This is a genomic window from Paraburkholderia sp. GAS33 (assembly GCF_050436645.1).
Taxonomy (GTDB): Bacteria; Pseudomonadota; Gammaproteobacteria; order Burkholderiales; family Burkholderiaceae; genus Paraburkholderia; species Paraburkholderia phenazinium_B.
In genome coordinates this window covers 152,834-173,300 of the sequence record NZ_JBNDMP010000002.1, presented here as the reverse complement: position 1 = coordinate 173,300, position 20,467 = coordinate 152,834, and the positions used below count along the sequence as shown (strand labels likewise).

Here is a 20,467-nt window from a genome sequence, read left to right as displayed (position 1 = left end):
GTAACTACCTTAACGGAGTCATCATGACAGCAACCCATCCTAACAATCTTTTTGGCGAATATACGAAGCTCATCACGCAGTTCAAGCTGCCGGGCGTCGACGTTGCCGCCATCCTCGAATCGCGCCGTAAGGACATCGAAGCGCTTGCCGAGGCGAATATGACGGCGCTCGCCGGTGTTCAGCAGCTCGGTCAAAAGCAGGTCGATATCGCGCGTTCGACGATGAACGAACTGCAATCGCTCGTGACCCGCCTGAGGACGCCAGGCAGCGAATCCGCAACGGCCACGGGAGAAGGCGTTCAAAAAGCGCTGCAAAAGGCCTTCGTGGACATGCAGGAACTCGCGGATGCGGCATACCGCGCGCAAACCGATAGTATCGCTGTCGTCACGAAGCGCTTTGCGGAGCATGTCGAGGAACTGAAAGCACTCGTGCAGCCCACGAAGTGATCGAACGGGCTTATGCGAGCCGCCGCCGTAACATAGCCAGGCGTAACCAGGCGAACCGTCTAACCATGGAACCCACCGGATGACCAACCTACAAACAAGCCCGGAGTTTGTCGACGCCATGCAGATCCAGACGATCGACCTGGACGGCCAGTTGCTGCGTGTTGCAGTCCGGCGGGGCAGCGATGCCTCGCCGCCGCTGCTCCTGTTCAACGGCATTGGCGCGAATCTCGAACTCGTTGAGCCGTTCGTTGCGGCGCTGGATGACGTGACCGTCATCGTTTTCGATGTCCCAGGTGTTGGCGGCTCGCCCGCTCCGTTGCTGCCGTACCGGTTCTCGACGCTCGCCGTGCTGGCCGACAAGCTGCTGACGCGGCTCGGGTACATCGATCCTGTCGACGTGCTCGGCGTATCGTGGGGTGGGGCGTTGGCCCAGCAGTTTGCACACCTCTACCCCAAACGCTGCCGCAGGTTGATTCTCGCCGCCACGTCCCCCGGCGTGATCATGGTCCCGGCGCGGCTGTCGGTACTGTCAAAACTGGTCGGGCCACGGCGCTATACCGACCCGTCTTACCTGAAGCAGATCGGCGCGGAGATATACGGTGGCGCATACCGGCACGACGCTGCGCTGCTCGAGGAACACAGCCGTCATATCCAGGCGCCGCGCGGCCGCGGCTACCTCTACCAGTTGCTGGCTGCATCGGGTTGGACCAGCCTGCCCTGGCTGGGCGGGCTTCGGCAAACGACGCTCGTCATGCATGGAAACGACGATCCGATCGTGCCGCTCGCCAACGCCAAGATCCTCGCAGCAAGGATTCGAAACGCGACGCTGCAAGTGATCGATGACGGTCATCTGTTCCTGATCACGCGGGCCAGGGAAGTTGCGCCGGCGGTAAAACGATTCCTGCGCCAGGAGGCCAGTTGAACCGTGTGACTGGGAGCGACGGGAATGCCGGGCGCGCAACGGCCCAAGCCACTGCGGACGAGAAGCTCGTTCGGCTGACGCGTATGCGCACGACGGCAACCTGTCTGCTCGCGGCGATGATCGCGCTATTGATCGCCTGCGTGGCCTGGCAGACGGCGCATCCGTGGCTCGCGTGGCCGCGTGCTTTTGCCGAGGCGGGTACGGTCGGTGCGATCGCGGACTGGTATGCGGTCGTCGCGTTGTTCCGGCATCCATGCGGCATCCCGATCCCGCACACCGCCATCATCCCGAAGAACCAGCAGCGCATCGCCGAGAGTCTGGGCAGCTTCATCGAGGAAAACTTTTTGACGCCCGAAGTCATCGTCGGGCGGCTCAGTGGTTTCAACGCGGCGCAGGCGCTGGCCGGGTGGCTGGCAGTACGCGAAAACAGCGCGACGATCGCGGATGTAGTGGCAGGCTCGCTTCCGCGATTGCTCGATGATATGGACGAAGCCGACATCGAACACTTCTTCGATCGAATCGTGATCCCGCAATTGCGTACGCTCGACGTATCGCGGCTGGCGGCGGAGGTCCTGGATATCCTCACCGAAGGCAACCGCCATCAGCCGTTGCTGGACCGCGGATTGAGCGTCTTGGAAAGCTGGTTGAGTAACAACGTGGGCCTGATCAAGGCGAAGTTCAGCGAGGCCTCGAAATTCACCTTGCCGACGCTGGATGCATACATCGTCAACAAGTTCGTCGAGGGCATCATCGCGCTCATGCATGAGGTCGTGGCGAATCCGGAGCACGAGCTTCGGCGCCGGTTCGATGTGGCGGTGCAAGATATGGCCGGCGAGATGAGGAGCTCAGCAGCCTATCGCCGCTTTGGCCGGCTATTGCTGCGCGATTGCATTCGGCATCTTGAAGACGGCGGGTATTACGGTGTCCTGCTCGATCACGTCCGTGCATATGTGCTTGCCGATCTTGGCAGCAAGCATTCTGTCGTACGCGATATGCTTTCCAGCACCTTCGTGTCCATGGGAAAAGGCGTGTTGAGCGAGCCCTCCATTCAGCAAAAGTTGAACGCATGGTGGCTTGATATTGCCAACCTGCTCGTGCTACGCCACCGCCATCAGTTATCGGCGCTTATCACAGACGTCGTGAAAGGCTGGGACGCGAAGGAGGTGAGTGGGAAGCTCGAGGCCGAAATAGGCCGGGACCTGCAGTTCATTCGAATCAACGGCACCTTCGTGGGCGGCACAGTGGGCGTCCTGATCCACGCATGTGTGTTTCTTTTCTCGCGGTAAGCCCGGCGGTGTCCAATTCGAGCGAGCGTACCCTAGCCCTGTTTGACCAGGCCGAGCGCCTGCGCGCGCGCGACGGCCTGAGCGCGTTTGTCGACGGCCAGTTTGGTAAAGATGCTTTTGACGTGCGACTTGACCGTTTCAGGTGTGATCCCGAGCGTGCGCGCAATTTCCTTGTTCGACTGTCCCTGTGCGATCAACTCGACGATGCCGCGCTCTCGCGAACTGAGGCGCTCGGGCTCGCTGTCCCGCCTGGGCTGGCTATTCGGTTCGTGCTGGGCTCGCCACCTGTCGAGCAGTCGGTCTAGCCATGTCACGACTTCCGGTGCCCTGGCCGCGGTACGTACGCTGTCGCGCGCGAGCTTCAACAGTGGGCCGATCTCCGGCCCTTGATCGATGATGGACTGGCAAAGCCCAGCAGGCGCTGCGACTGTCGCAACGTCATGAAATATCTCTAACGCCCGCTCGCGCTCGCCTGCGTTCAGCCACGCGAGCGCGAGGAGAGTCCGCAGCCGCAGCGCAAGGTAAGTGCCGTGGAGCTGCTCGAGACGCTCCAGCGCAACGTTCAATATCCCGATCGCCTCCGCGTTTTGCTGGCGCCGAATCGCGAGGCACGCAGCGCCGAGGTCACGGTAGTTCAGGATCTCCAGCGACACCGGAGCGGACGATGCGGCGTCAGGGCCAGCCAACTGATGCAACTGCGTTACGCACGCGCCCGCTTCGGCGAGCCTGCCTTCTGCCAGATTGAGCCGGGTTCTTTCCGAGAGCGCAGCAGCCACCAGCCGGTCCCAGTGACGTGCCTGCCCCAGCGCCTGGCCGGCGTCGAGCAGCGACTGCGCGTGCGCAAAATTGGAACGCGCCACGGCGATCCGGATGAGGATGCGGTAGCTGATCAGCACGCTGTCGAGAAACACGGCAAGGTCGATAACCGGCATGTGTTCGACGAGCAGCGCTTCGGCTTCATCGAGCCGCCCCTGCTCATACAGCAATTGCGCGATCATGGGGGCGCATAGCGCTACGGCTATCGACTGCGGACCCGAATGATGCTCGGCGAGCTCCATGGCTTCGTTGAAACGGCGCGCCGCGAGTGGCAGGCGCAGTTGCTGCATCTCCACATGGCCGAGCAGGCAGAGCCGATAGACGGTGGAAAATACACTGCGCTGGTCTTCTTCGACCGAATCGGGAATCCATGGAGTGGCGTGAAGGGCCTCGAAATCGCCCGCTTTCCAGTGCGCGAAGCGCGCTACGTTCGAGACCGCATTGGTGGTCCACGAATCGCGCGAGGGCCGCTCCAGATATTGTTGCGCCAGCGTGAGCGCTGTTCGCGGGTCGTCCTGCAATGCTGCCAGCGCCGAGCGAAGGGCGACGCACTCCCAGCGGACGTAGTCTTCGTCGGCGCCTCTGCCGGCGGCATCGAGTTCAATCGAATCCAGCATCGTCACCGCATCGTCGAAGCGCAGGGCGAGTACTGTTCCCCAGGCGATGGCCAGCGTGACCGTGGTCTGTGCGCGCATCAGGTCGGCTGGGAACTGACGCTGCCAGCCGACCAGCGTGAGGAGATCGCCTCCTTTGAGGAGGGACTTGGCACAGTGTTCCATAAGGCGAATCGCATCGTCGGTTGCGCCGGCCGCGATGGCATGCCTGACTGCGTCGGTCCACTGATGCTGCCCTGCGTACCATTGACATGCGCGGCGATGCAGCTCGGCGATTTCCCCCTGGTACAGAGCCTCCAGCCGGCGTTGAAGATATTCGGCCATGAGCGGGTGATAGCGGAACCAGTGTCCTTCCAGGTCCAGCGGTTCCAGCAACAACTGGCGCGCAACAATGGCATCCAGCATGGCCTGGCCCGGTTTGACGCCGGTGATTGCCTCACACAGTGGCGCGCTCAAACGATCGAGTATCGCCGTACGCAGCATGAACTCGAACATCCCAGAAGGTAAGGATTGCAGAATATCTTCGAGGTAGTCTGCCAGCGGCCTCGATGCACCGGTAGGAGCACTTGCCTGCCAACCCCGGGGGCGATCGTCCCGGGCCAGCACCGAAGCGGAGATGCGCAGCGCCGCTGCCCAGCCTTCGGTGGTCGCGAATAGCGACTTCACGTCCGCGACGATGAGCTTGCCGGGGCATTCGCGTTCAACGAAGCGGCGCGTTTCGTCGAAGTTGAATCGCAAGGTCGATGCGTCGATTTCCAGCAGGTCGTTTCGTGCCCGCAGCCTGGCGGTGGGAAATGGCGGATCGGTTCGTGTGCAAAGCACCACGTGGACTTGCGAAGGCATATTGGCGATGAAGAGCGCCATCGCTTCGTGAATCGGCGCCTCGCTGATCAGATGGTAGTCGTCGATGAAAAGGTAGACCTCGTCGTCGACGTCAATGAGCTCGTTGATCAACGTCGATGCAAGCGAATTCGCCGGCACAAACGAGGCGTCGGCGGTCAGGCCGATCACGGAGGTGCCGACGTTGCCACAGGCTTGCCGCAAAGCGTGCGCGAGGTGATTGAAGTAGCGGGCGGGCTCGTCATCGTCGGCATCGAGCGCTAGCCAGGCGACCCGCGCGCTGCTCGTTGCGAGGGCGTTGAGCCAGGTGAGCGCGAGCGAGGTCTTGCCGAATCCAGCGGGGGCCTTGATCACCGTCAGGCGCTTCGTTTCGGTCTGCGCAGCAAAAGAGGCGAGGCGTGGACGATCGATCAGGCCGGCGGGCAGGCGAGGAGGAAAAACCTTCGTTGCAAGGACGAGAGGTGGCCTGTGCGTGGGCAGCGTTTTTATCGCTTTTGTCGCTTCTGTCACGTGCATCAACTGCTCCGGGCATTCGGGTTGACCCTGGCGGCTATCCCCCATCCACGTGGTTGTGCTCCCCTTTATGGGGGATTTTGCACGGCGCTGCGCTCAGACACTATGGATTCCAGCGAGCAGACGCGCAGTTCCACAACTGGACGACGGTGCGGCAGGCCGGCCGGTCACGAGTGATAGCCCCTCGGAGGGCTTCGCGTGAACCGGTGTTTTGCTCACGAAATGATACGCCCAACCGCCCTAAGGGAGGAGACATGTATATCGCATCCCGTCGCATTGCGGCGCACAAAACCGGGTCGGCGGCGCGTATCCCAGACGAACAGAACGGAACCTTGCACGGCCACTTCGTATGGCCGGTGTGAACGAGTCCTTTATCCAATCGGAGCAGGCAATGAAAGTACTGGTTCCCGTCAAACGCGTCGTCGACGCGAACGTGAGAGTCCGCGTAAAGGCTGACGGCAGCGCTGTCGATATCGCGAACGTGAAGCTGTCGATGAATCCCTTCGACGAAATCAGCGTGGAGGAGGCGGTGCGGTTGAAAGAAGCCGGCGCGGCATCGGAAGTGATTGTTGTGTCGTGCGGCGTGCAGGGCTGCCAGGAAACGCTGCGTACGGCGATGGCAACAGGCGCTGACCGCGGCATCCTCGTTCAGACCGACGCGGAGTTGCAACCGCTCGCCGTGGCGAAGCTGCTCAAGGCACTGGTGGACAAGGAACAGCCGCAACTCGTGATGCTCGGCAAGCAGGCAATCGACGACGACGCGAACCAGGTCGGCCAGATGCTCGCGGCGCTGCTCGGCTGGCCGCAGGCAACCTTCGCCTCGAAGGTGTGTGTCGAGGCAGGCAAGGCGAGCGTGACGCGCGAGATCGACGGCGGACTCGAGACGCTCGAGGTCGATCTGCCGGCTGTCGTGACCACCGATCTCCGGCTCAACACACCGCGCTACGCGACGCTGCCCAACATCATGAAGGCGAAGAAGAAGCCGCTCGAGGTCGTGACGCCCGCAGCACTCGGCGTCGACATCGCGCCGCGGCTGACGACGCTGAAGCTCGCAGAGCCGGTGAAACGCGAGGCGGGCATGCGGGTCGCCGATGCCGCGGAACTCGTGGCCAAGCTGAAGAACGTTGCGCACGTCATCTGAAACGGAAGAGGGAATCATGTCCATACTCGTTCTTGCAGAACACGACAATCAGACGCTGAAGGCGGCGACCTTGAACACTGTCACCGCTGCTGCGCGTCTTGGCGAGGAGATCGATTTGCTCGTCGCCGGATCGCAATGCACGAGCGTAGCCGAACAGGCTGCACGCATCGCCGGCGTGAAGCGCGTGCGGGTCGCCGACGCGCCGCACTACGCGCATCCGCCGGCCGAGAATCTGGCCACGCTGATCGCGACGATAGCGCCTGATTACAGCCACGTGCTGGCGCCCGCCACGACCACCGCGAAGAACGCGATGCCGCGCGTGGCCGCACTGCTAGACGTTGCACAAATCTCCGACATCATTGCGGTCGAATCCGCCGACGTATTCGTGCGTCCCATCTACGCCGGCAACGTCCTGGCTACCGTGCGAAGCGCGGACCGCATCAAGGTCATCACCGTACGCACGACCGCCTTTGCGGCGGCGCCTGCCGAAGGCGGTACGGCGGTGATCGAATCGCTCGCACCGGCTGGCGAGGTTGCCGGTTCGCGTTTCGTGAGCCAGCAACTGACCCGCTCCGAGCGTCCTGAACTGACTGCGGCGCAGAGGGTGATTTCGGGCGGCCGGGGTATGGGCTCCGGCGAAAACTTCGCACTGCTGGAGGACATCGCCAACAAGCTGGGCGCGGCGGTCGGCGCGTCGCGCGCCGCGGTGGATGCCGGTTTTGTGCCGAACGACTATCAGGTGGGCCAGACCGGCAAGGTCATCGCGCCGCAACTCTATATCGCGGTCGGCATCTCGGGGGCGATCCAGCATCTGGCCGGCATGAAGGACTCGAAGGTGATCGTCGCGATCAACAAGGACGAAGAGGCGCCGATTTTTCAGGTCGCCGACTACTGGATCGTCGGCGATCTTTTCAAGGTATTGCCGGAGTTGTCCGGTGAGCTGGACAAGCTGCAACAAAACTGACTCTGGAGACGATGATGAGCATCTATCTTGCACCGCTGCGCGACATGCGCTTCGTTATGACGGAACTGGCCGGTCTCGGCGAATTGTCTTCGCTGCCGGGCTTCGAGGACGTGAGTCCCGAACTGGCCGAGGCTGTGCTCGACGAGGCGGCGAAGCTCGCGACCGAAGTGCTGGCGCCCCTTAACAGGTCCGGCGACGAGCAGGGCGCACAACTGTCGAAGGAAGGTGTCGTTGCTGCGGACGGCTTCGCAAAGGCTTACCGGCAGTTTGCCGAAGGTGGCTGGAGCGGGCTCTCCGGCGACCCGGAGTTCGGCGGTCAGGGGCTGCCTGAGTTACTGCATGCGGCGACTGTCGAGATGTGGAATTCGTCGAATATGGCGTTTGCGCTGTGTCCTTTGTTGACTGCGGGCGCTACCGAGGCGCTAAGGCAGCACGGCTCGGAAGAGCTTAAGGGACACTATTTGCCGAAGCTCATCAGCGGTGAGTGGACGGGCACCATGAATCTGACCGAGCCGCAGGCGGGCTCGGATCTCGCTGCGGTACGCACGAAGGCCGTGCCAGATGGCGATCACTATCGTCTCTACGGTCAGAAGATTTTTATCACGTGGGGCGATCACGACATGACGGATAACGTCATTCATCTCGTCCTCGCACGCACGCCGGATGCGCCTGAGGGTGTGCGCGGCATATCGCTGTTTGTCGTACCCAAGTTCCTGCTGAATGCCGATGGCTCGAGCGGCCAGCGCAACGACGCGCACTGCGTCTCTCTCGAACACAAGCTCGGCATTCACGCGAGTCCGACCTGCGTAATGAGCTTCGGCGACCAGGGAGGGGCGATCGGCTATCTGGTAGGACAGGAGAACAAAGGTCTCGCGCATATGTTCACGATGATGAACGAAGCGCGCCAGAAGGTGGGCATCCAGGGACTCGCGATCGCGGAGCGCGCTTATCAGCAGGCCCGCGAATACGCGAAGGAACGTGTGCAGGGACGGCTCGCGAGCAGCAAATCGGGTGGTGCGGTCGCCATCGTTCATCACCCTGACGTGCAGCGCATGTTGCTGACGATGAAGTCGCAGATCGAAGCGATGCGCGCTTTCGCGTATGTGATGGCCGCGGATATGGACCGTGCGCATCGGGACCCCGACGCCGGTGAGCGTGCCGGTCGCCAGGCGCGTGTCGATCTTCTGATTCCGGTGCTCAAGGCGTGGTGTACGGAGTTGGGCGTCGAGATTGCGTCGATGGGTGTGCAGGTGCATGGCGGGATGGGTTACATCGAAGAGACGGGCGCATGCCAGTTCCTGCGTGACGCACGAATCGCGCCGATCTACGAAGGCACGACAGGCATTCAGGCCGCCGACCTGGCAGGCCGCAAACTTGCCTCGGATGGCGGCGCGGCGATGGCTGCCCTGATTGCCGAGATGCGTCAGGCCGCGGCGGAACTCGCGCACAGCAAGGATACGCAAGTGGCATCCATCGGCGCGGTGCTTGCGACCGGTGTAGACGCGCTCGAGAGTGCCACCGCCTGGATGTTGCAAGCATTGGCGAGTGAACCCGATGCAGCGCTGGCCAGTTCCGTCGACTATCTCATGCTCACCGGCTACGTGTGTGGCGGATGGCAGATGGGGCGCGCAGCACTTGTTGCTTCACGGAAAGGCACTGCAAACGAAGACCCGGACTTCCATCGTGCCAAGCTCGCCACCGCGCGCTACTACGCCGACAAGGTCTTGCCCAAAGCGAATGCGCTTCTGGAGGCGATTCGCAGCGGTTCGTCGAGCGGGACCAGTCTCCCGATCGAGCAGTTCTGAGCGACGGCTGGACGGCGGCGAAAATCATTGTTGTAAAACTATTGATATGTAATCCGAAATAAAATGGAGGAGATATGCTTAAAAAAATCGCATGTGCTGCGTTAATCTCGAGCGCGATATGTTCCGGCGCGATGGCGCAAAGCGCCGGAAGCCTCATCACTAGCGTAGGCGGGGCGTGGCTCGACTTTGGTCCGTCTTCCGCCACACCGTTGCAGAGCAGTTCGGCTTTCGGCAACTTCACATCGTCGGGGACGGGGGGGCAGATACATAACACATTCACGCTAGAACTCTCGACCACTTATTTCATCACCGACAACATTGCGTTCGACCTTGCGACGGGTATTCCGCCCAAGCTCCAGCTCTATGCGCAAGGCAACGCCACGCCGTTCGGCGCCGGCGGCCCATCCCTCAATCTGGGGAATCTGGCGCCGCTCGCCACCACCCGGTCGTGGGCGCCTATCCTGTTCCTCAAGTACTACTTCTTCGACGCGCAGACGAAGCTGCGTCCGTTCGTCGGCGTCGGCGGAAACTATACCTGGTACTCGCACACCAATCTCAATTCGACATTCAGCGGCGCGTTGCAGCAGATTGCCGGGCCGGGCGGACAGGTCAAGGCTTCGCTCAGTCCGTCGTGGAACCCTGCGTTCGATGTGGGCGCGTCTTACAACATCAGCAAGAACTGGTACGCGACTGCGTCGGTGACGTATCTGTTTCTGAAGACGAATGCGACGGTCAGTGCCGTGGCCGCCAATGGTCAGACGGTGTTGTCCAACAAGACGCGCATCACGGCGGATCCGGTGATCGTTTTTCTGGGGCTGGGATACCGGTTCTAAGGACTCGATGTGCTAGATGGGGGCCGCGCTGCGTGGCCTTCGAGACACATCAAGATGTACCCCCCCAGCTTTCCAGGCCTTCCTCCCGGCTTCCCTTTGCCTTTAGGCATTCCCATCACACCGTCCGAAAGCTCTCTGCAAGATTTTTCTTGCAGATGAGAATAACTCGCATTATCATTCGCGTTCTAGATTTCTGTTTCCGCTTAACAACCACCCGCTACAGGCGTTTGCGTCCCGCGCAGTCATGCTGCATGGGCGTCGGCCTGCGCCTGCGCTCGACCAAAAGAACATGCAGAACCTGTCCACTGCCAGCCATATGACGTTTGTCCGCGGCTCGACCCGTACAACGTCGCTTCTCAGCGCCGCACTCCTGGCAAGCGTCGGCCTTTCGCTTTCCACGCTGTCGACGCCCGGTTGGGCGCAAACCGTCGCCGCGTCGGACGCAGTCACGACGCTGCCCGCCGTCACCGTGACCGCCGCGGTCGACCCGGCCACGCAATCCGACAGCGTCAGCGCCGGCGCGCTGGGCACGCGCAAACAGGTGGACACGCCGTTCTCTACCCACGTCGTGACGAGCGAAGAGGCTGAGGACCTGATGGCAACGACAGCGAACGACCTGTTCGCGTACGATCCGGCCACATCGGTCAGCAGCAGCAACCGGATCAGCGAAAACTCGATGTTCACCGTGCGCGGTTTGCCGATCGACACGCTCAACGGCATCAAGGTGGACGGCCAGAGCTTTCCTTCCTGGGACACGGATCTTTCGCTCGAACCGTTCGAGCAGGTGCAACTGCTCAAAGGTCTGTCAGGGTTCATGTATGGCTTCGGCTCGCCGGGCGGGATCGTCAACTACGTATTGAAGCGGCCGACCGACGAGCCTTATCGCAGCATTTCAGTCGGCTATGAGTCGGCCGGCGTGTTCAGCGAGAAGGTCGATCTGGGCGGCCGCTTTGGCAACGACGACCGCTTCGGTTACCGCCTGAACCTGGTGAACGAGGACGGCAACACCGCCGAGGCGAATGGTCATGTGCGTCGTCAGGTGGCGTCGCTCGCGTTCGACTTCCGTATCACCCCGGATCTGACGTGGAGCGCCGACGCGTTCTACCAGAAGCGCAAAACCAACGGCACGCTGTTCGGCCTGATGTTCGGCTCGGAGCTCGGCATTCCCGACGCCAGCACGATCACGCACGACCTCACGCAGCCGCAGAACTACTACGAGACGGAGATGGCTTCGTTTGGCACGGGCCTCGACTATCGTCTCTCCGGGAACTGGCATGCGAGCCTGAAGTACCGCTTCGCCAAGGAGAACCGTACCAACTCCGATAGCCTGCTGTACGTGACCGATGCCGCCGGCGACTATTCGAACACGCTGTATGCCGCGATGACGCGCTACTTCTACCAGAACGTCGATGCGATGGTGCAGGGCCAGTTCGACACCGGCAGCATCAAACACGATGTCGTCATCGGTGCGGGCTTCCAGTCGCAGACGAGCGAGTACAGCAACAGCACAGGCTGGAATGAAGGTTACAGCCTCGGCACGGGCAATCTGTATAGCAGCAGCTTGCTGACGAATGCCGAGGTCGGGATCGGCGAGGATCTTTACCGGCAGTCGCGCACGACTCAGGCCGCGCTGTATGCAAGCGACACCGTGCAGTTCACCTCGCGCTTTTCCGCGCTGCTCGGTTTGCGCTACACGCAGTTCCGCGAGAACGTCTACGATCCGAGCAGTGCGGTGTCATCGCAATACAGCGCCAATCCGGTCACGCCGACTGTCGCGCTGATGTTCAAAACTGATCCGTACTCCACAATTTATGCGAGCTATGTCGAGTCGCTGGAGCAGGGCGGGTCGTCGTCGAACACCAACGTCAATTATCCCGCCACGTATGGGCCGTTGCGCAGCAAGCAGTATGAAGTCGGCTTCAAGACAGATCACAAGAAATGGGGCGCCGATGTAGCACTGTTCCGTGTCGATCAAGGTTACGACTACACCAACAGCGAGAACGTCTACGTGCAGGACGGCACGAAACGCTACACCGGTGTCGATGCGAGCGGCTGGCTGGCACTCACGAACGAGTGGCGCGTGCTCGGCGGCGTGATGTGGCTCGACGCAAAGGCGGTGGATATCGACGACCCGAGTATCGAAGGCAAGCGCGTCTACGGCGCGCCGCGCTTCACGGCGACAGGCCGGATCGAATACAACCCGTCGTATCTGCGCCCGCTCACGCTTGCGTTCGGCGGCAAGTACGTCGGCAGCATGGCCGTCGACGCAGCCAATACGCAGTTCGTGCCGTCGTACGTCACGTACGACGTGAGCGGCAAGTACGAAACGCGGATCGCCGGCAAGGACGTGACGTTCCGCGCGGGGATCAACAACCTGCTCAACCGCCGCTACTGGACCACGGCGTGGGGCTATTACGTTGCGCCGTCGCCGACGCGTACCGCGGTGGCCAGCGCCACGATGCAGTTCTAGATGCGGTGGCCGGCGCCTTGCAGTGCGTGGGCATGGTGATGCCCGCGCCATGGCGGCAAGGCGCCCGCATGCATCCGACGTTACGTCTATGAGACCGATACTTGTTCGCCTGCACCGCTGGTTCGGCATCGGCACCGCGCTGTTCCTGTTCGTCTCCGGTCTTACAGGAGCCGTCATCGCATGGAACCAGGAACTCGATGCGGCGTTGAACCCCGGGTTCTTCTACGCGCGCTCCCCGGCGCCTGCGTTGTCGTCGCTTGAACTTGCGAATCGTGTCGAAGCCGCTGACCCTCGCGTGCATGTGACCTATCTGCCGCTGGGCGTGGTGCCCGGCCGAACGCTGCTGATGCGTGTCGAGGGCCGGCCCGATCCCGCAACGGGTCAGCCCTATACGCTGGGCTTCAATCAGATCGCGGTGGATCCGGCCACAGGGATCATTCAGGGCCGCCGCGACTGGGGCGCGTTGTCGCTCAGGCGGCTCAACCTGATGCCGTTCCTTTATCAGTTCCACTACACACTTTATTTACCCATCACCGGTAGCGGGATTGCCATTGGCGTATGGCTGCTGGGGGTCGTCGCCATTGTCTGGCTGTTCGATAGCGTGATTGCGTTGGTGCTCGCGTTTCCGAGCCTCAGGACGTGGCGCAAGTCGTTTGCATTTCGCGTGCGCCGCGGCGGCTATGCGCTGGTGTTCGACCTGCATCGCTCAGGTGGGGTATGGGTGTGGGGTCTGCTGGGCGTGATTGCGGTGACGTCGATTTCGATGAATCTCGAACGGCCCGTCATGCGTCCGGTGGTGTCGATTTTTTCCAGACTAACACCCGGACCGGAAACCAATCCCGAACTGCTAGCGCCGCATCCGGCCAGCGCGAAGCCCCTGAGTCGCGAGCGTATTGTCGAACTGGCGAGCGCTACCGGACACCGGATGAAGCTGAATGCCGAACCCGGTGCGACGTTTGAGATTGCTTCGCTCAACCTGTACGGGGTGGGCTATTTTAAACCCGGCGGTGATTATGCGGACGGCAGTCCCGGCAATGCCTGGCTCTACTGGGACGCGAGGACTGGACATGAAGTCGGGGGGGCGGTGCCGGGTCGTGGAACCGCTGGCGATACCTTTATGCAGGCGCAGTTCTCACTGCATTCGGGGCGCATCTTTGGACTACCGGGACGCATTCTGGTCAGCTTCATGGGTGTGATGGTGGCGTTGCTGAGTGCGACCGGCCTTGTTATCTGGTTCAAGAAGCTCATGGCTCGCCGCAGTGCTGCGCAGCGGGTGAAGACGGTCAGGCCGGCGGTGCTGCGATAGCGCGTTTGGAAGGATCGCTTTAGTCGTGTGCAGTGTGCGCGGTTGCGCCGTGCTTTGCTGCTTCAAGCCCGGTACTTCACGGTCGCGCGCACGAATTCAATGAAGCGCGTCATTACCGGATCATCCCGTTCCGCCGGCCACGCGAGGCCAACCTGCCATTGTGCTGCCGTGCCGCGTAGTGGCAGCACACGCGCATCGCGCAGCAGGTATTGCGTGCGTGAGGGTAGAAACGCCGCGCCGACTCCCGCCGCGACCGCAGCAAGAACGGTCTGGATATCGTCAGCCTGCTGGGTCACTCGCGGCACGAAGCCATGCTCGCTGCACCAGCGGTCAATCTGCGCCGCGAGTCCCGGGCCGCGGCCGCGCGCAAGGCCGATAAACCCCTGCTCATTCAATTCCTCGAGATTGGCCGGGATGCGTTTCCAGCGCGCGTGTTGCGGCACCGCTAGCGCGAGCGCTTCGTCCAGCACCGGAAAGGCGTCGAGGCCACTGTCTGCCGGCAAACGCAGGAAGCCGACGTCCAGCTTGCCGGCAAGCAGCCGTCTGCCTTGCTCCGCGGACGACAGATCGTTCAACGTGACGTTGACCTTCGGATACTGCCGGCGGAACTCGGCAATCAGTTGCGGTGCGAGCGTCAAGGTCGAGAGTCCGAGGCCGACTCGCAAATAACCGCGCGTGCCGCTGCTCGATTCGCGCGCCCGGGTGAGAACCTCATCGGCATCGCGCACGAGCGACTGAGCGTCGGGTAGAAATCCGGCGCCGAAAGTGGTGAGTTCGGCGCCGTGCCGGCCGCGCTCGAAAAGCCGTGCGCCAAGGCTGTCTTCCAGCGCGACGATCTGTTTGCTGAGCGCCGGTTGGCTCACGCACAGGACCTCCGCGGCGTGGCCGAAGTGGCGCAGTTCGGCCACGGTGAGAAAGGCGCGCAGCAGTTTCAGTTCCATTCTGTAAAGTAATCGAACATATCAGAATATTCATTTTACTTATCGAATGCCCGGCGGTCCAATGGAACCGTTCTGTCTTTTCAGGTGGTGGCGATGTCATCCTCGTCTAGTCCCATGCTGCGCGTTGCATCGATTCCATTGCGATCCCGTCGCGGAGAGCCTGCGCAGAACGTCGCGCGGATCGATGCGTGGCTGGCGCTTGCGGCTCGTGACAAGGTCGACCTCGCCGTGTTTCCGGAGGCCTGTCTTGTGGGCTATGGCAGCCTCGCGAAGTTGCATCGCGATGAACTCGAAGCACTCGCTGAACCGCTCGACGGGCCAATGATGGGCGCAGTGGCAGATGCCGTCGAGCGCACAGGGGTGGCTGCTGGCGTGGGCTTCATCGAGCGTTCACAGGATGGCCGTCTGTTCAATAGTTACGCGGTGTGCCTGCCCGGTGGCGTCCGTCATTGCCACCGTAAGCTGCATGCATACGAACATCGACGCATTGTGAGCGGAGATCGTTTCACCGTCTTCGATACGGCGTGGGGTGTTCGCGTCGGAGTCCTGATTGGTGGCGATGCTTATCTGATCGAGAACGTGCGCATGACCGCACTGATGGGCGCTACGCTGCTCGTTGCGCCACACCGGAGTTACTCAGCGCAGCGCGGAGCGGGATGCGTCCTGCAGCCGGTGTCGGCGGAACAATGGCGGCATCGTGGGGTGCAGGCGGGTGCAGCGAGGGCCACGGGCGGCGCGATTGGTGATCGGACCGCAAGCGCTACGATTACTGATGACGTTGCAGGTGAGGCAGGTGTGCGGGCACGGCGCGACGCGGAGGATTGGTTACGTGCGTGGCTGCCCGCGCGGGCAGCGGATAACGGCATCTTCGCCGTCTTCTGCGATGGACTTGAGCTTGGGAACAACGAGTTCGCGCCCGGAGCTGGGATGATCGTCGATCCCTGCGGCCGCATTCTGACCGAGAGCGCCTGCGTAAGCGACGCCTGCATTAACGACACCTCTGCGGAGGGCGTCATCGTCGCTGCTAACGTTGATCCAGGCCTGATTGCCACGAGCGCAGGGCAGCAATGGTTACGGGCGCGTCGGCCAGATCTTTATGCGCCTTTGGGGCGAACGGATCGTGAGACAACCGTTTTCGAATCGCGCGGAATGACCTCACGTGGCTCAATTGCGGTGAGCTTTGCACAGGTCAGCCGTCGGTAAGACACTGGCCATGCCCAAATGAATCCTATGTGATACCCGAGTCACCGCAAGGAGTCCGTATCACCGCAACCGGATAGCTGCCAGCCGCGGACGGTTTGCATCCGCTCGACAGCAAGCGCTGAATGCACCACTATGTCAGCCTCGTTCCTCCAGCACCAACATACCCATGGCACTGAAAGCAGTCTTTTTCGATGTCGGCGAGACCCGCGATTGGGGCGAATGGGCCGACTACCTTGGCGTCACCCGTCTGACATTGTTCGCGGCCTTGGGCGCCGTGATCAATCGCGGACAGCATCACCGCGAGGTCTTTCAACTGATTCGTCCGGGCTGCGATTTCGCCACGCTGAAAGCGCAGCGTCAGGCAGAGGGACGAGCCTACGCACTTCAGGCGGTTGATCTGTATCCAGACGCCGTGCCTTGTCTAAGCGACCTGAAGGCTCGGGGGATGCGAGTGGGCATTGCGGGGAATCAGCCGGCTGCCATCGAAGACGCGCTAGCTTCGCTTGGTGTGCCTGCCGATATCGTGGCATCGTCGCAGACGTGGGGCGTCGAGAAGCCGTCACAAGCGTTTTTCGACAAAATCATCGAGGCGGCCGAAGGCATGGCACCGCACGAAATCGCCTACGTCGGCGACCGGTTGGACAACGACGTCTTCCCCGCGGCACGCGCCGGGATGGTAGGTATCTTCCTGCGGCGCGGACCGTGGGCGGTGATTCAATCGTCCGCGCAGGCTGACTTCAACATCGGGCATACCATTTCCAGCTTGAGCGAATTGCCGGGCCTGCTCGCGCGGCTGCAGGAACATGTGCCCTGAGGCATCCTCAAAAACTGCGGCCGGGTCCCGCACTTGTCTATAATCTTCGTCGACTTCGACTCGGGACATCCAACCAGTGAAAACGACCATTGCCGTCGCTCTCCTTGCACTCGCCTTGACGGGCTGCGGGTCCGCCGCCGACAAAGAAGCGGCGCGCGACAACGACTTCGCCCATTCGGAACGCCGGCTCGATGCGGCACAGACCAACGCCACCATAAACTGTCGCGATCAGGCGCAATGCGATCAGGCCTGGCAACTGACGAAGAACTACGTAACGCAGCATTCGGAAGAGCCGGTGATCCGTGCGGATGCCACCTCGATCGAGTCCGACGTGCCGGGCAGTTCGGGCCACGCGGTCTATTCGGCCGCCCGCGTGGCGAAGGGGAGCGGCGCGACGATTACCTTGTATGCGCAATGCCGCGGCATGTACGGCCCAGAGCATGCGATGGGCTCGGACTACGACGAATGCGTCAAGAAGATCACGACGACCCAGAACGGTTTCGCGTTGTACCTCGAGCAACATACGTCGGCTAACTGACAGCTGAACGAAGGTTACGGGTTGTCGGCATTCCAGAATGGCTGCCGGCAACCCGCTTCACCGCCTAACCTTCGCGGCGGCGAAACTCGCCGAGCCATTCCGACAACGCGGTGACCGCGTCGAGCGATACGGCGTTGTAGAGCGACGCGCGCAGGCCGCCGATCGAGCGGTGACCTTCGAGACCGTGAAAACCTTCCCGTCGCGCCGCTTCGAGGAAGTGGGCCTCCAGCTCCGGCGTGGGCAGGCGGAACGCCACATTCATCGTCGAACGGCAGGACCGTTCTCCATGCACGCGATAGAACCCAGGCTCCGCGTCGAGCGCACCGTACAGCGCGTCCGCTTTGGCGCGGTTGATCGCGGCCATCGCCTCCACGCCACCGACTTCGTCGCGCAGCCAGCGCGTCACCAGCATCAGCACGTAGATCGCGAAGACGGGAGGCGTGTTGTAGACCGAACGCGCTGCGATATGCGTGCGGTAGTCGAGCAGGGTAGGCAAGCCAGTAATCGCGCGCTGGGCGAATTCGTCGCGCAGGATCACCACCGTGACGCCAGCCGGCCCGAGGTTCTTCTGCGCGTGCGCATAGATCATCGCGTAGCGCTCGATGTCTATCGGCGCGGCCAGCAGGTTGGATGACATGTCGCACACCAGCGGCACTTCAGGCAAGCCTGGCGCGCCGGTGAATTCGAGGCCTTCGACGGTCTCGTTGGACACGTAATGGAGGTAGGCCGCGTCTTGCGAGAGCTGCAGTTCTTCGGCCGCAGGCAGGCGCCGATAACCGTCGGCGCGGCCATCCCACAATACGCGCGTATCGCCCTCGAGCCGTGCTTCGACCGGCGCCTTCGCGCTCCAGTAACCGGATACGATGTACTCGGCGTGGCGGCCGCTTGCGCGCAGGAAATTCATCGGCAACATCGAGAATTGCAGGCTGCTGCCGCCTTGCATGAACAGCACGTGATAGTGCGCCGGGATGCCGAGCAGCGCGCGCAGATTGCGCTCGGCTTCGTCGAGCACGCCGCGAAACCATTCCGAGCGGTGACTCATGCCGAGTACCGAGAGACCGGTCTCCGGCAGCGCGTCGATGGCATCGCGCGTCTCGCGCAGGACTGAGGCCGGCAGGGCGCCTGGCCCCCCGGAAAAATTCATTGCGTTATTCATTCAGGCCGCCGTGCGACGCTTCATCAACCGCTCGAATGCGTCGACGATATGTTGGACAAAGGGATTCTTGTGGGCCAACGCGCCGGTGCTGCGCTCATAGTGGGCGAGCATTGTAGCGTTGGCCTCGAAGACGAACACCTGGCCGCCGGGCAGCAAGGTGAAGTCGATGCCGCCGTAGTCGAGATCGAGCCGGCGGCCGATCTCCGCAATCGCTTGTAGCGCGCGTTGGCCCAATGCGGCGGTGGGATCCTGCAGGAAGCGTCGTTCTTCGTCGAGCTTCCACGCGTGGCCTTCCATGTCTGCGGAGAAGTAGTGGACCATCCAGTTCGGTGAGATCGCCAGATGATACGGAAACGGTTCGCGGTCGACGAAGATCATCCGGTATTTGCGATAGTAGCCGTCGGCCGAGCGGGTGTCGCGAAACGCGGTCAGATATTGCGGGCCCTGGCTCTCGTGAAGCCGCGCCTGCAGCGCCGCGAGATCGTTGCAGCGGACCAGACCTTCGCCGCCATGCGTGGCGGTGGGCCGGACCAACACCGGCAGTGCGATGCCGTGATCTGCGAGCAGGCCGGCGAGTGTGACGTCCGAAGATGGCGCGGTGCCGATACGCGCGCACGCTGCCGTCTGCACATCGGGCAGACCGCCCAGCAAGGTCGGGGTTCGGTTGCGAGCGGTTCGCTCGACCGCCGCGGGCGGATTGAGCAGAGGCTGGGCGACGCGAGACGTGAAGCGCTCGAGCCGCGCAGCGAGCGGTGCTGCGATATCCGCTTCGCCGATGGCATTGAACACGAGATCGAACGGCGGCAGCTGTTTGTCCTCCGAGTCGGCGGCGTAGTCGATGGCGTACTTGATCCGGCAGTTGACCGCGCCCGGCAGCAAGCCCTCGAACGGCACGTTGCCCGAGGCGCGCGCGGAGCAGAGCACCAGTACCCGGCGCACCTGACCGGGCGCTTCTTCCACGAAGACGCGCTGGATCCGATAGGCGCGTTCGCGATACGCGTCGGCCTCGGCCGTGTGTCCAGCCGAAGCGTGGATTGCGGCGAGATTCTGGCAGGCAACCGCGACGTTCGGGTCGAGCGTCAGGACAAGCTGGTACCAGGCTGCTGCGATTTCCAGATCGCCCTTCATGAAGTAACCGGTGGCGACGTCGCACAGATTCGCTGCGCTCGCCTCGGCAGAACCGCTCGCGTAGACATCCAGCGTGTGGGCGGCGATCAGATGGGCGACGGCGCCGAGCTCGTCGCCGGTTGCGCGCCTGGCGTCGGCGAGGGCGCGATGCGAAGCGGGATCGAGCGGGAAAGCAGGTGCCGGATCTGCGAGTAGTGCACCTGCACGGGGACCAGGGTGGCCGTCTGAATGTTCTGGATCTCGGGTCATATTCCTGCGAAATGAGCGTCGTGGCGATGCGCCACTGCGCGTCCGAAGGATAGTGGGCGCGCGAGTGATCCAGATTACAGCCGTTCGCGCGCTCGTTACAGAAATTTACGCAGACGATCAGAAGCGCATTCCGGTGGAGCAGGCACCCGCGAAACCGCCGCCGCTGCCTCCCCCAGCGCCGCAGAAGACGCCGCAGCCCGAGAGCGAAACGGCCAGCACGATGCCGGCTAACCCGGCGCGTAATAGGGTCGACCGGTTTCGACGGCGCTGCGAACGCTCGGTGTCCATGGGACGCCACCCGGCACGCATCGCGTCGGGAAGGGTATGTAATGAACGGATCGCATGGGATGAACTGAACAGGGTGAAGCGCATAAGAACTCTGAATGGAATGACAAGGATGGGCGTGGATACCGTCATTCGAAAGCAAGTCGTAATCTTCGAGATTGGGTAACCACGGTGCCACGACCCTAACGCAGCACCAT

17 protein-coding genes are annotated in these 20,467 nt (G+C 62.3%); 12 read left to right on the top strand and 5 right to left on the bottom strand.

Annotated features, from left to right (window positions below):
* The first annotated feature begins 23 nt into the window (after positions 1-23).
* From P3T24_RS07175 to P3T24_RS07165, 3 genes are all read left to right on the top strand, one after another.
* Complete coding sequence (locus P3T24_RS07175) at positions 24-446, top strand: phasin family protein (protein WP_429287105.1); 423 nt, start codon at positions 24-26, stop codon at positions 444-446.
* A gap of 79 nt (positions 447-525) precedes the next feature.
* Positions 526-1,368, top strand: a complete 843-nt coding sequence (gene phaZ, locus P3T24_RS07170) for a poly(3-hydroxyalkanoate) depolymerase (RefSeq protein WP_429433424.1) — start codon at positions 526-528, stop codon at positions 1,366-1,368.
* Positions 1,369-1,496: 128 nt separating this feature from the next.
* Positions 1,497-2,654: a DUF445 domain-containing protein gene (locus tag P3T24_RS07165; RefSeq protein WP_429433422.1), complete on the top strand. Its 1,158-nt coding sequence runs from the start codon at positions 1,497-1,499 to the stop codon at positions 2,652-2,654.
* A gap of 32 nt (positions 2,655-2,686) precedes the next feature.
* Here the strand turns inward: P3T24_RS07165 and P3T24_RS07160 are convergent, their stop codons facing one another.
* Complete coding sequence (locus P3T24_RS07160) at positions 2,687-5,440, bottom strand: LuxR C-terminal-related transcriptional regulator (protein WP_429433420.1); 2,754 nt, start codon at positions 5,438-5,440, stop codon at positions 2,687-2,689.
* Between the two features lie 388 nt (positions 5,441-5,828).
* Between P3T24_RS07160 and P3T24_RS07155 the strand changes: the two genes are divergently transcribed.
* The 6 genes from P3T24_RS07155 (at position 5,829) to P3T24_RS07130 (ending at position 13,956) form a co-directional block, all read left to right on the top strand.
* Positions 5,829-6,578 (top strand): electron transfer flavoprotein subunit beta/FixA family protein, encoded by a 750-nt coding sequence (locus P3T24_RS07155; RefSeq protein WP_429287102.1) that lies wholly within the window; start codon positions 5,829-5,831, stop codon positions 6,576-6,578.
* Positions 6,579-6,594: 16 nt separating this feature from the next.
* Positions 6,595-7,542, top strand: coding sequence for an electron transfer flavoprotein subunit alpha/FixB family protein (locus P3T24_RS07150; RefSeq protein ID WP_429433418.1), 948 nt, complete (start codon positions 6,595-6,597; stop codon positions 7,540-7,542).
* Between the two features lie 14 nt (positions 7,543-7,556).
* Positions 7,557-9,347 (top strand): acyl-CoA dehydrogenase C-terminal domain-containing protein, encoded by a 1,791-nt coding sequence (locus tag P3T24_RS07145; RefSeq protein WP_429433416.1) that lies wholly within the window; start codon positions 7,557-7,559, stop codon positions 9,345-9,347.
* A gap of 74 nt (positions 9,348-9,421) precedes the next feature.
* Entirely contained in the window at positions 9,422-10,180 is a 759-nt protein-coding gene (locus P3T24_RS07140) for an OmpW/AlkL family protein (RefSeq protein ID WP_429433414.1), read from the top strand.
* A gap of 289 nt (positions 10,181-10,469) precedes the next feature.
* Positions 10,470-12,650, top strand: coding sequence for a TonB-dependent siderophore receptor (locus P3T24_RS07135; RefSeq protein WP_429433412.1), 2,181 nt, complete (start codon positions 10,470-10,472; stop codon positions 12,648-12,650).
* Between the two features lie 88 nt (positions 12,651-12,738).
* The gene (locus tag P3T24_RS07130; RefSeq protein WP_429433410.1) at positions 12,739-13,956 is read left to right on the top strand and encodes a PepSY-associated TM helix domain-containing protein; all 1,218 of its coding nucleotides are present in this window, start codon (positions 12,739-12,741) and stop codon (positions 13,954-13,956) included.
* Between the two features lie 62 nt (positions 13,957-14,018).
* Here P3T24_RS07130 and P3T24_RS07125 read toward each other — a convergent pair whose 3' ends face one another.
* Positions 14,019-14,897: a LysR family transcriptional regulator gene (locus P3T24_RS07125; RefSeq protein ID WP_429287096.1), complete on the bottom strand. Its 879-nt coding sequence runs from the start codon at positions 14,895-14,897 to the stop codon at positions 14,019-14,021.
* 93 nt (positions 14,898-14,990) lie between these two features.
* Between P3T24_RS07125 and P3T24_RS07120 the strand changes: the two genes are divergently transcribed.
* The 3 genes from P3T24_RS07120 to P3T24_RS07110 all read left to right on the top strand — a co-directional run bounded on the left by P3T24_RS07120 (position 14,991) and on the right by P3T24_RS07110 (position 17,452).
* On the top strand, positions 14,991-16,100 hold the full coding sequence (locus P3T24_RS07120) for a nitrilase-related carbon-nitrogen hydrolase (protein WP_429433408.1): 1,110 nt from the start codon (positions 14,991-14,993) through the stop codon (positions 16,098-16,100).
* 166 nt (positions 16,101-16,266) lie between these two features.
* Positions 16,267-16,914, top strand: coding sequence for an HAD family hydrolase (locus P3T24_RS07115; RefSeq protein WP_429433406.1), 648 nt, complete (start codon positions 16,267-16,269; stop codon positions 16,912-16,914).
* Positions 16,915-16,990: 76 nt separating this feature from the next.
* Positions 16,991-17,452, top strand: a complete 462-nt coding sequence (locus P3T24_RS07110; protein WP_429287093.1) for a hypothetical protein — start codon at positions 16,991-16,993, stop codon at positions 17,450-17,452.
* Between the two features lie 64 nt (positions 17,453-17,516).
* Here the strand turns inward: P3T24_RS07110 and P3T24_RS07105 are convergent, their stop codons facing one another.
* The 3 genes from P3T24_RS07105 to P3T24_RS07095 all read right to left on the bottom strand — a co-directional run bounded on the left by P3T24_RS07105 (position 17,517) and on the right by P3T24_RS07095 (position 20,402).
* Positions 17,517-18,608 carry a phosphoserine transaminase gene (locus tag P3T24_RS07105; RefSeq protein WP_429433405.1) on the bottom strand — a complete coding sequence of 364 codons (1,092 nt, stop codon included), beginning with the start codon at positions 18,606-18,608 and terminating at the stop codon, positions 17,517-17,519.
* Positions 18,609-19,985, bottom strand: a complete 1,377-nt coding sequence (locus P3T24_RS07100) for a hypothetical protein (RefSeq protein WP_429433403.1) — start codon at positions 19,983-19,985, stop codon at positions 18,609-18,611. It lies immediately after the preceding gene.
* 117 nt (positions 19,986-20,102) lie between these two features.
* The gene (locus P3T24_RS07095) at positions 20,103-20,402 is read right to left on the bottom strand and encodes a hypothetical protein (RefSeq protein WP_429433401.1); all 300 of its coding nucleotides are present in this window, start codon (positions 20,400-20,402) and stop codon (positions 20,103-20,105) included.
* Positions 20,403-20,467 lie beyond the last annotated feature (65 nt).

Bases quoted from the DNA above. Each gene is read 5' to 3' on its own strand.
- phaZ (WP_429433424.1), top strand. From the start codon at position 526: ATGACCAACCTACAAACAAGCCCGGAGTTTGTCGACGCCATGCAGATC.
- P3T24_RS07140 (WP_429433414.1), top strand. From the start codon at position 9,422: ATGCTTAAAAAAATCGCATGTGCTGCGTTAATCTCGAGCGCGATATGT.
- P3T24_RS07105 (WP_429433405.1), bottom strand. From the start codon at position 18,608: ATGAATAACGCAATGAATTTTTCCGGGGGGCCAGGCGCCCTGCCGGCC.
- P3T24_RS07155 (WP_429287102.1), top strand. From the start codon at position 5,829: ATGAAAGTACTGGTTCCCGTCAAACGCGTCGTCGACGCGAACGTGAGA.
- P3T24_RS07160 (WP_429433420.1), bottom strand. From the start codon at position 5,440: ATGCACGTGACAGAAGCGACAAAAGCGATAAAAACGCTGCCCACGCAC.
- P3T24_RS07130 (WP_429433410.1), top strand. From the start codon at position 12,739: ATGAGACCGATACTTGTTCGCCTGCACCGCTGGTTCGGCATCGGCACC.
- P3T24_RS07150 (WP_429433418.1), top strand. From the start codon at position 6,595: ATGTCCATACTCGTTCTTGCAGAACACGACAATCAGACGCTGAAGGCG.
- P3T24_RS07125 (WP_429287096.1), bottom strand. From the start codon at position 14,897: ATGGAACTGAAACTGCTGCGCGCCTTTCTCACCGTGGCCGAACTGCGC.
- P3T24_RS07115 (WP_429433406.1), top strand. From the start codon at position 16,267: ATGGCACTGAAAGCAGTCTTTTTCGATGTCGGCGAGACCCGCGATTGG.
- P3T24_RS07100 (WP_429433403.1), bottom strand. From the start codon at position 19,985: ATGACCCGAGATCCAGAACATTCAGACGGCCACCCTGGTCCCCGTGCA.
- P3T24_RS07095 (WP_429433401.1), bottom strand. From the start codon at position 20,402: ATGACGGTATCCACGCCCATCCTTGTCATTCCATTCAGAGTTCTTATG.
- P3T24_RS07175 (WP_429287105.1), top strand. From the start codon at position 24: ATGACAGCAACCCATCCTAACAATCTTTTTGGCGAATATACGAAGCTC.
- P3T24_RS07145 (WP_429433416.1), top strand. From the start codon at position 7,557: ATGAGCATCTATCTTGCACCGCTGCGCGACATGCGCTTCGTTATGACG.
- P3T24_RS07135 (WP_429433412.1), top strand. From the start codon at position 10,470: ATGCAGAACCTGTCCACTGCCAGCCATATGACGTTTGTCCGCGGCTCG.
- P3T24_RS07120 (WP_429433408.1), top strand. From the start codon at position 14,991: ATGTCATCCTCGTCTAGTCCCATGCTGCGCGTTGCATCGATTCCATTG.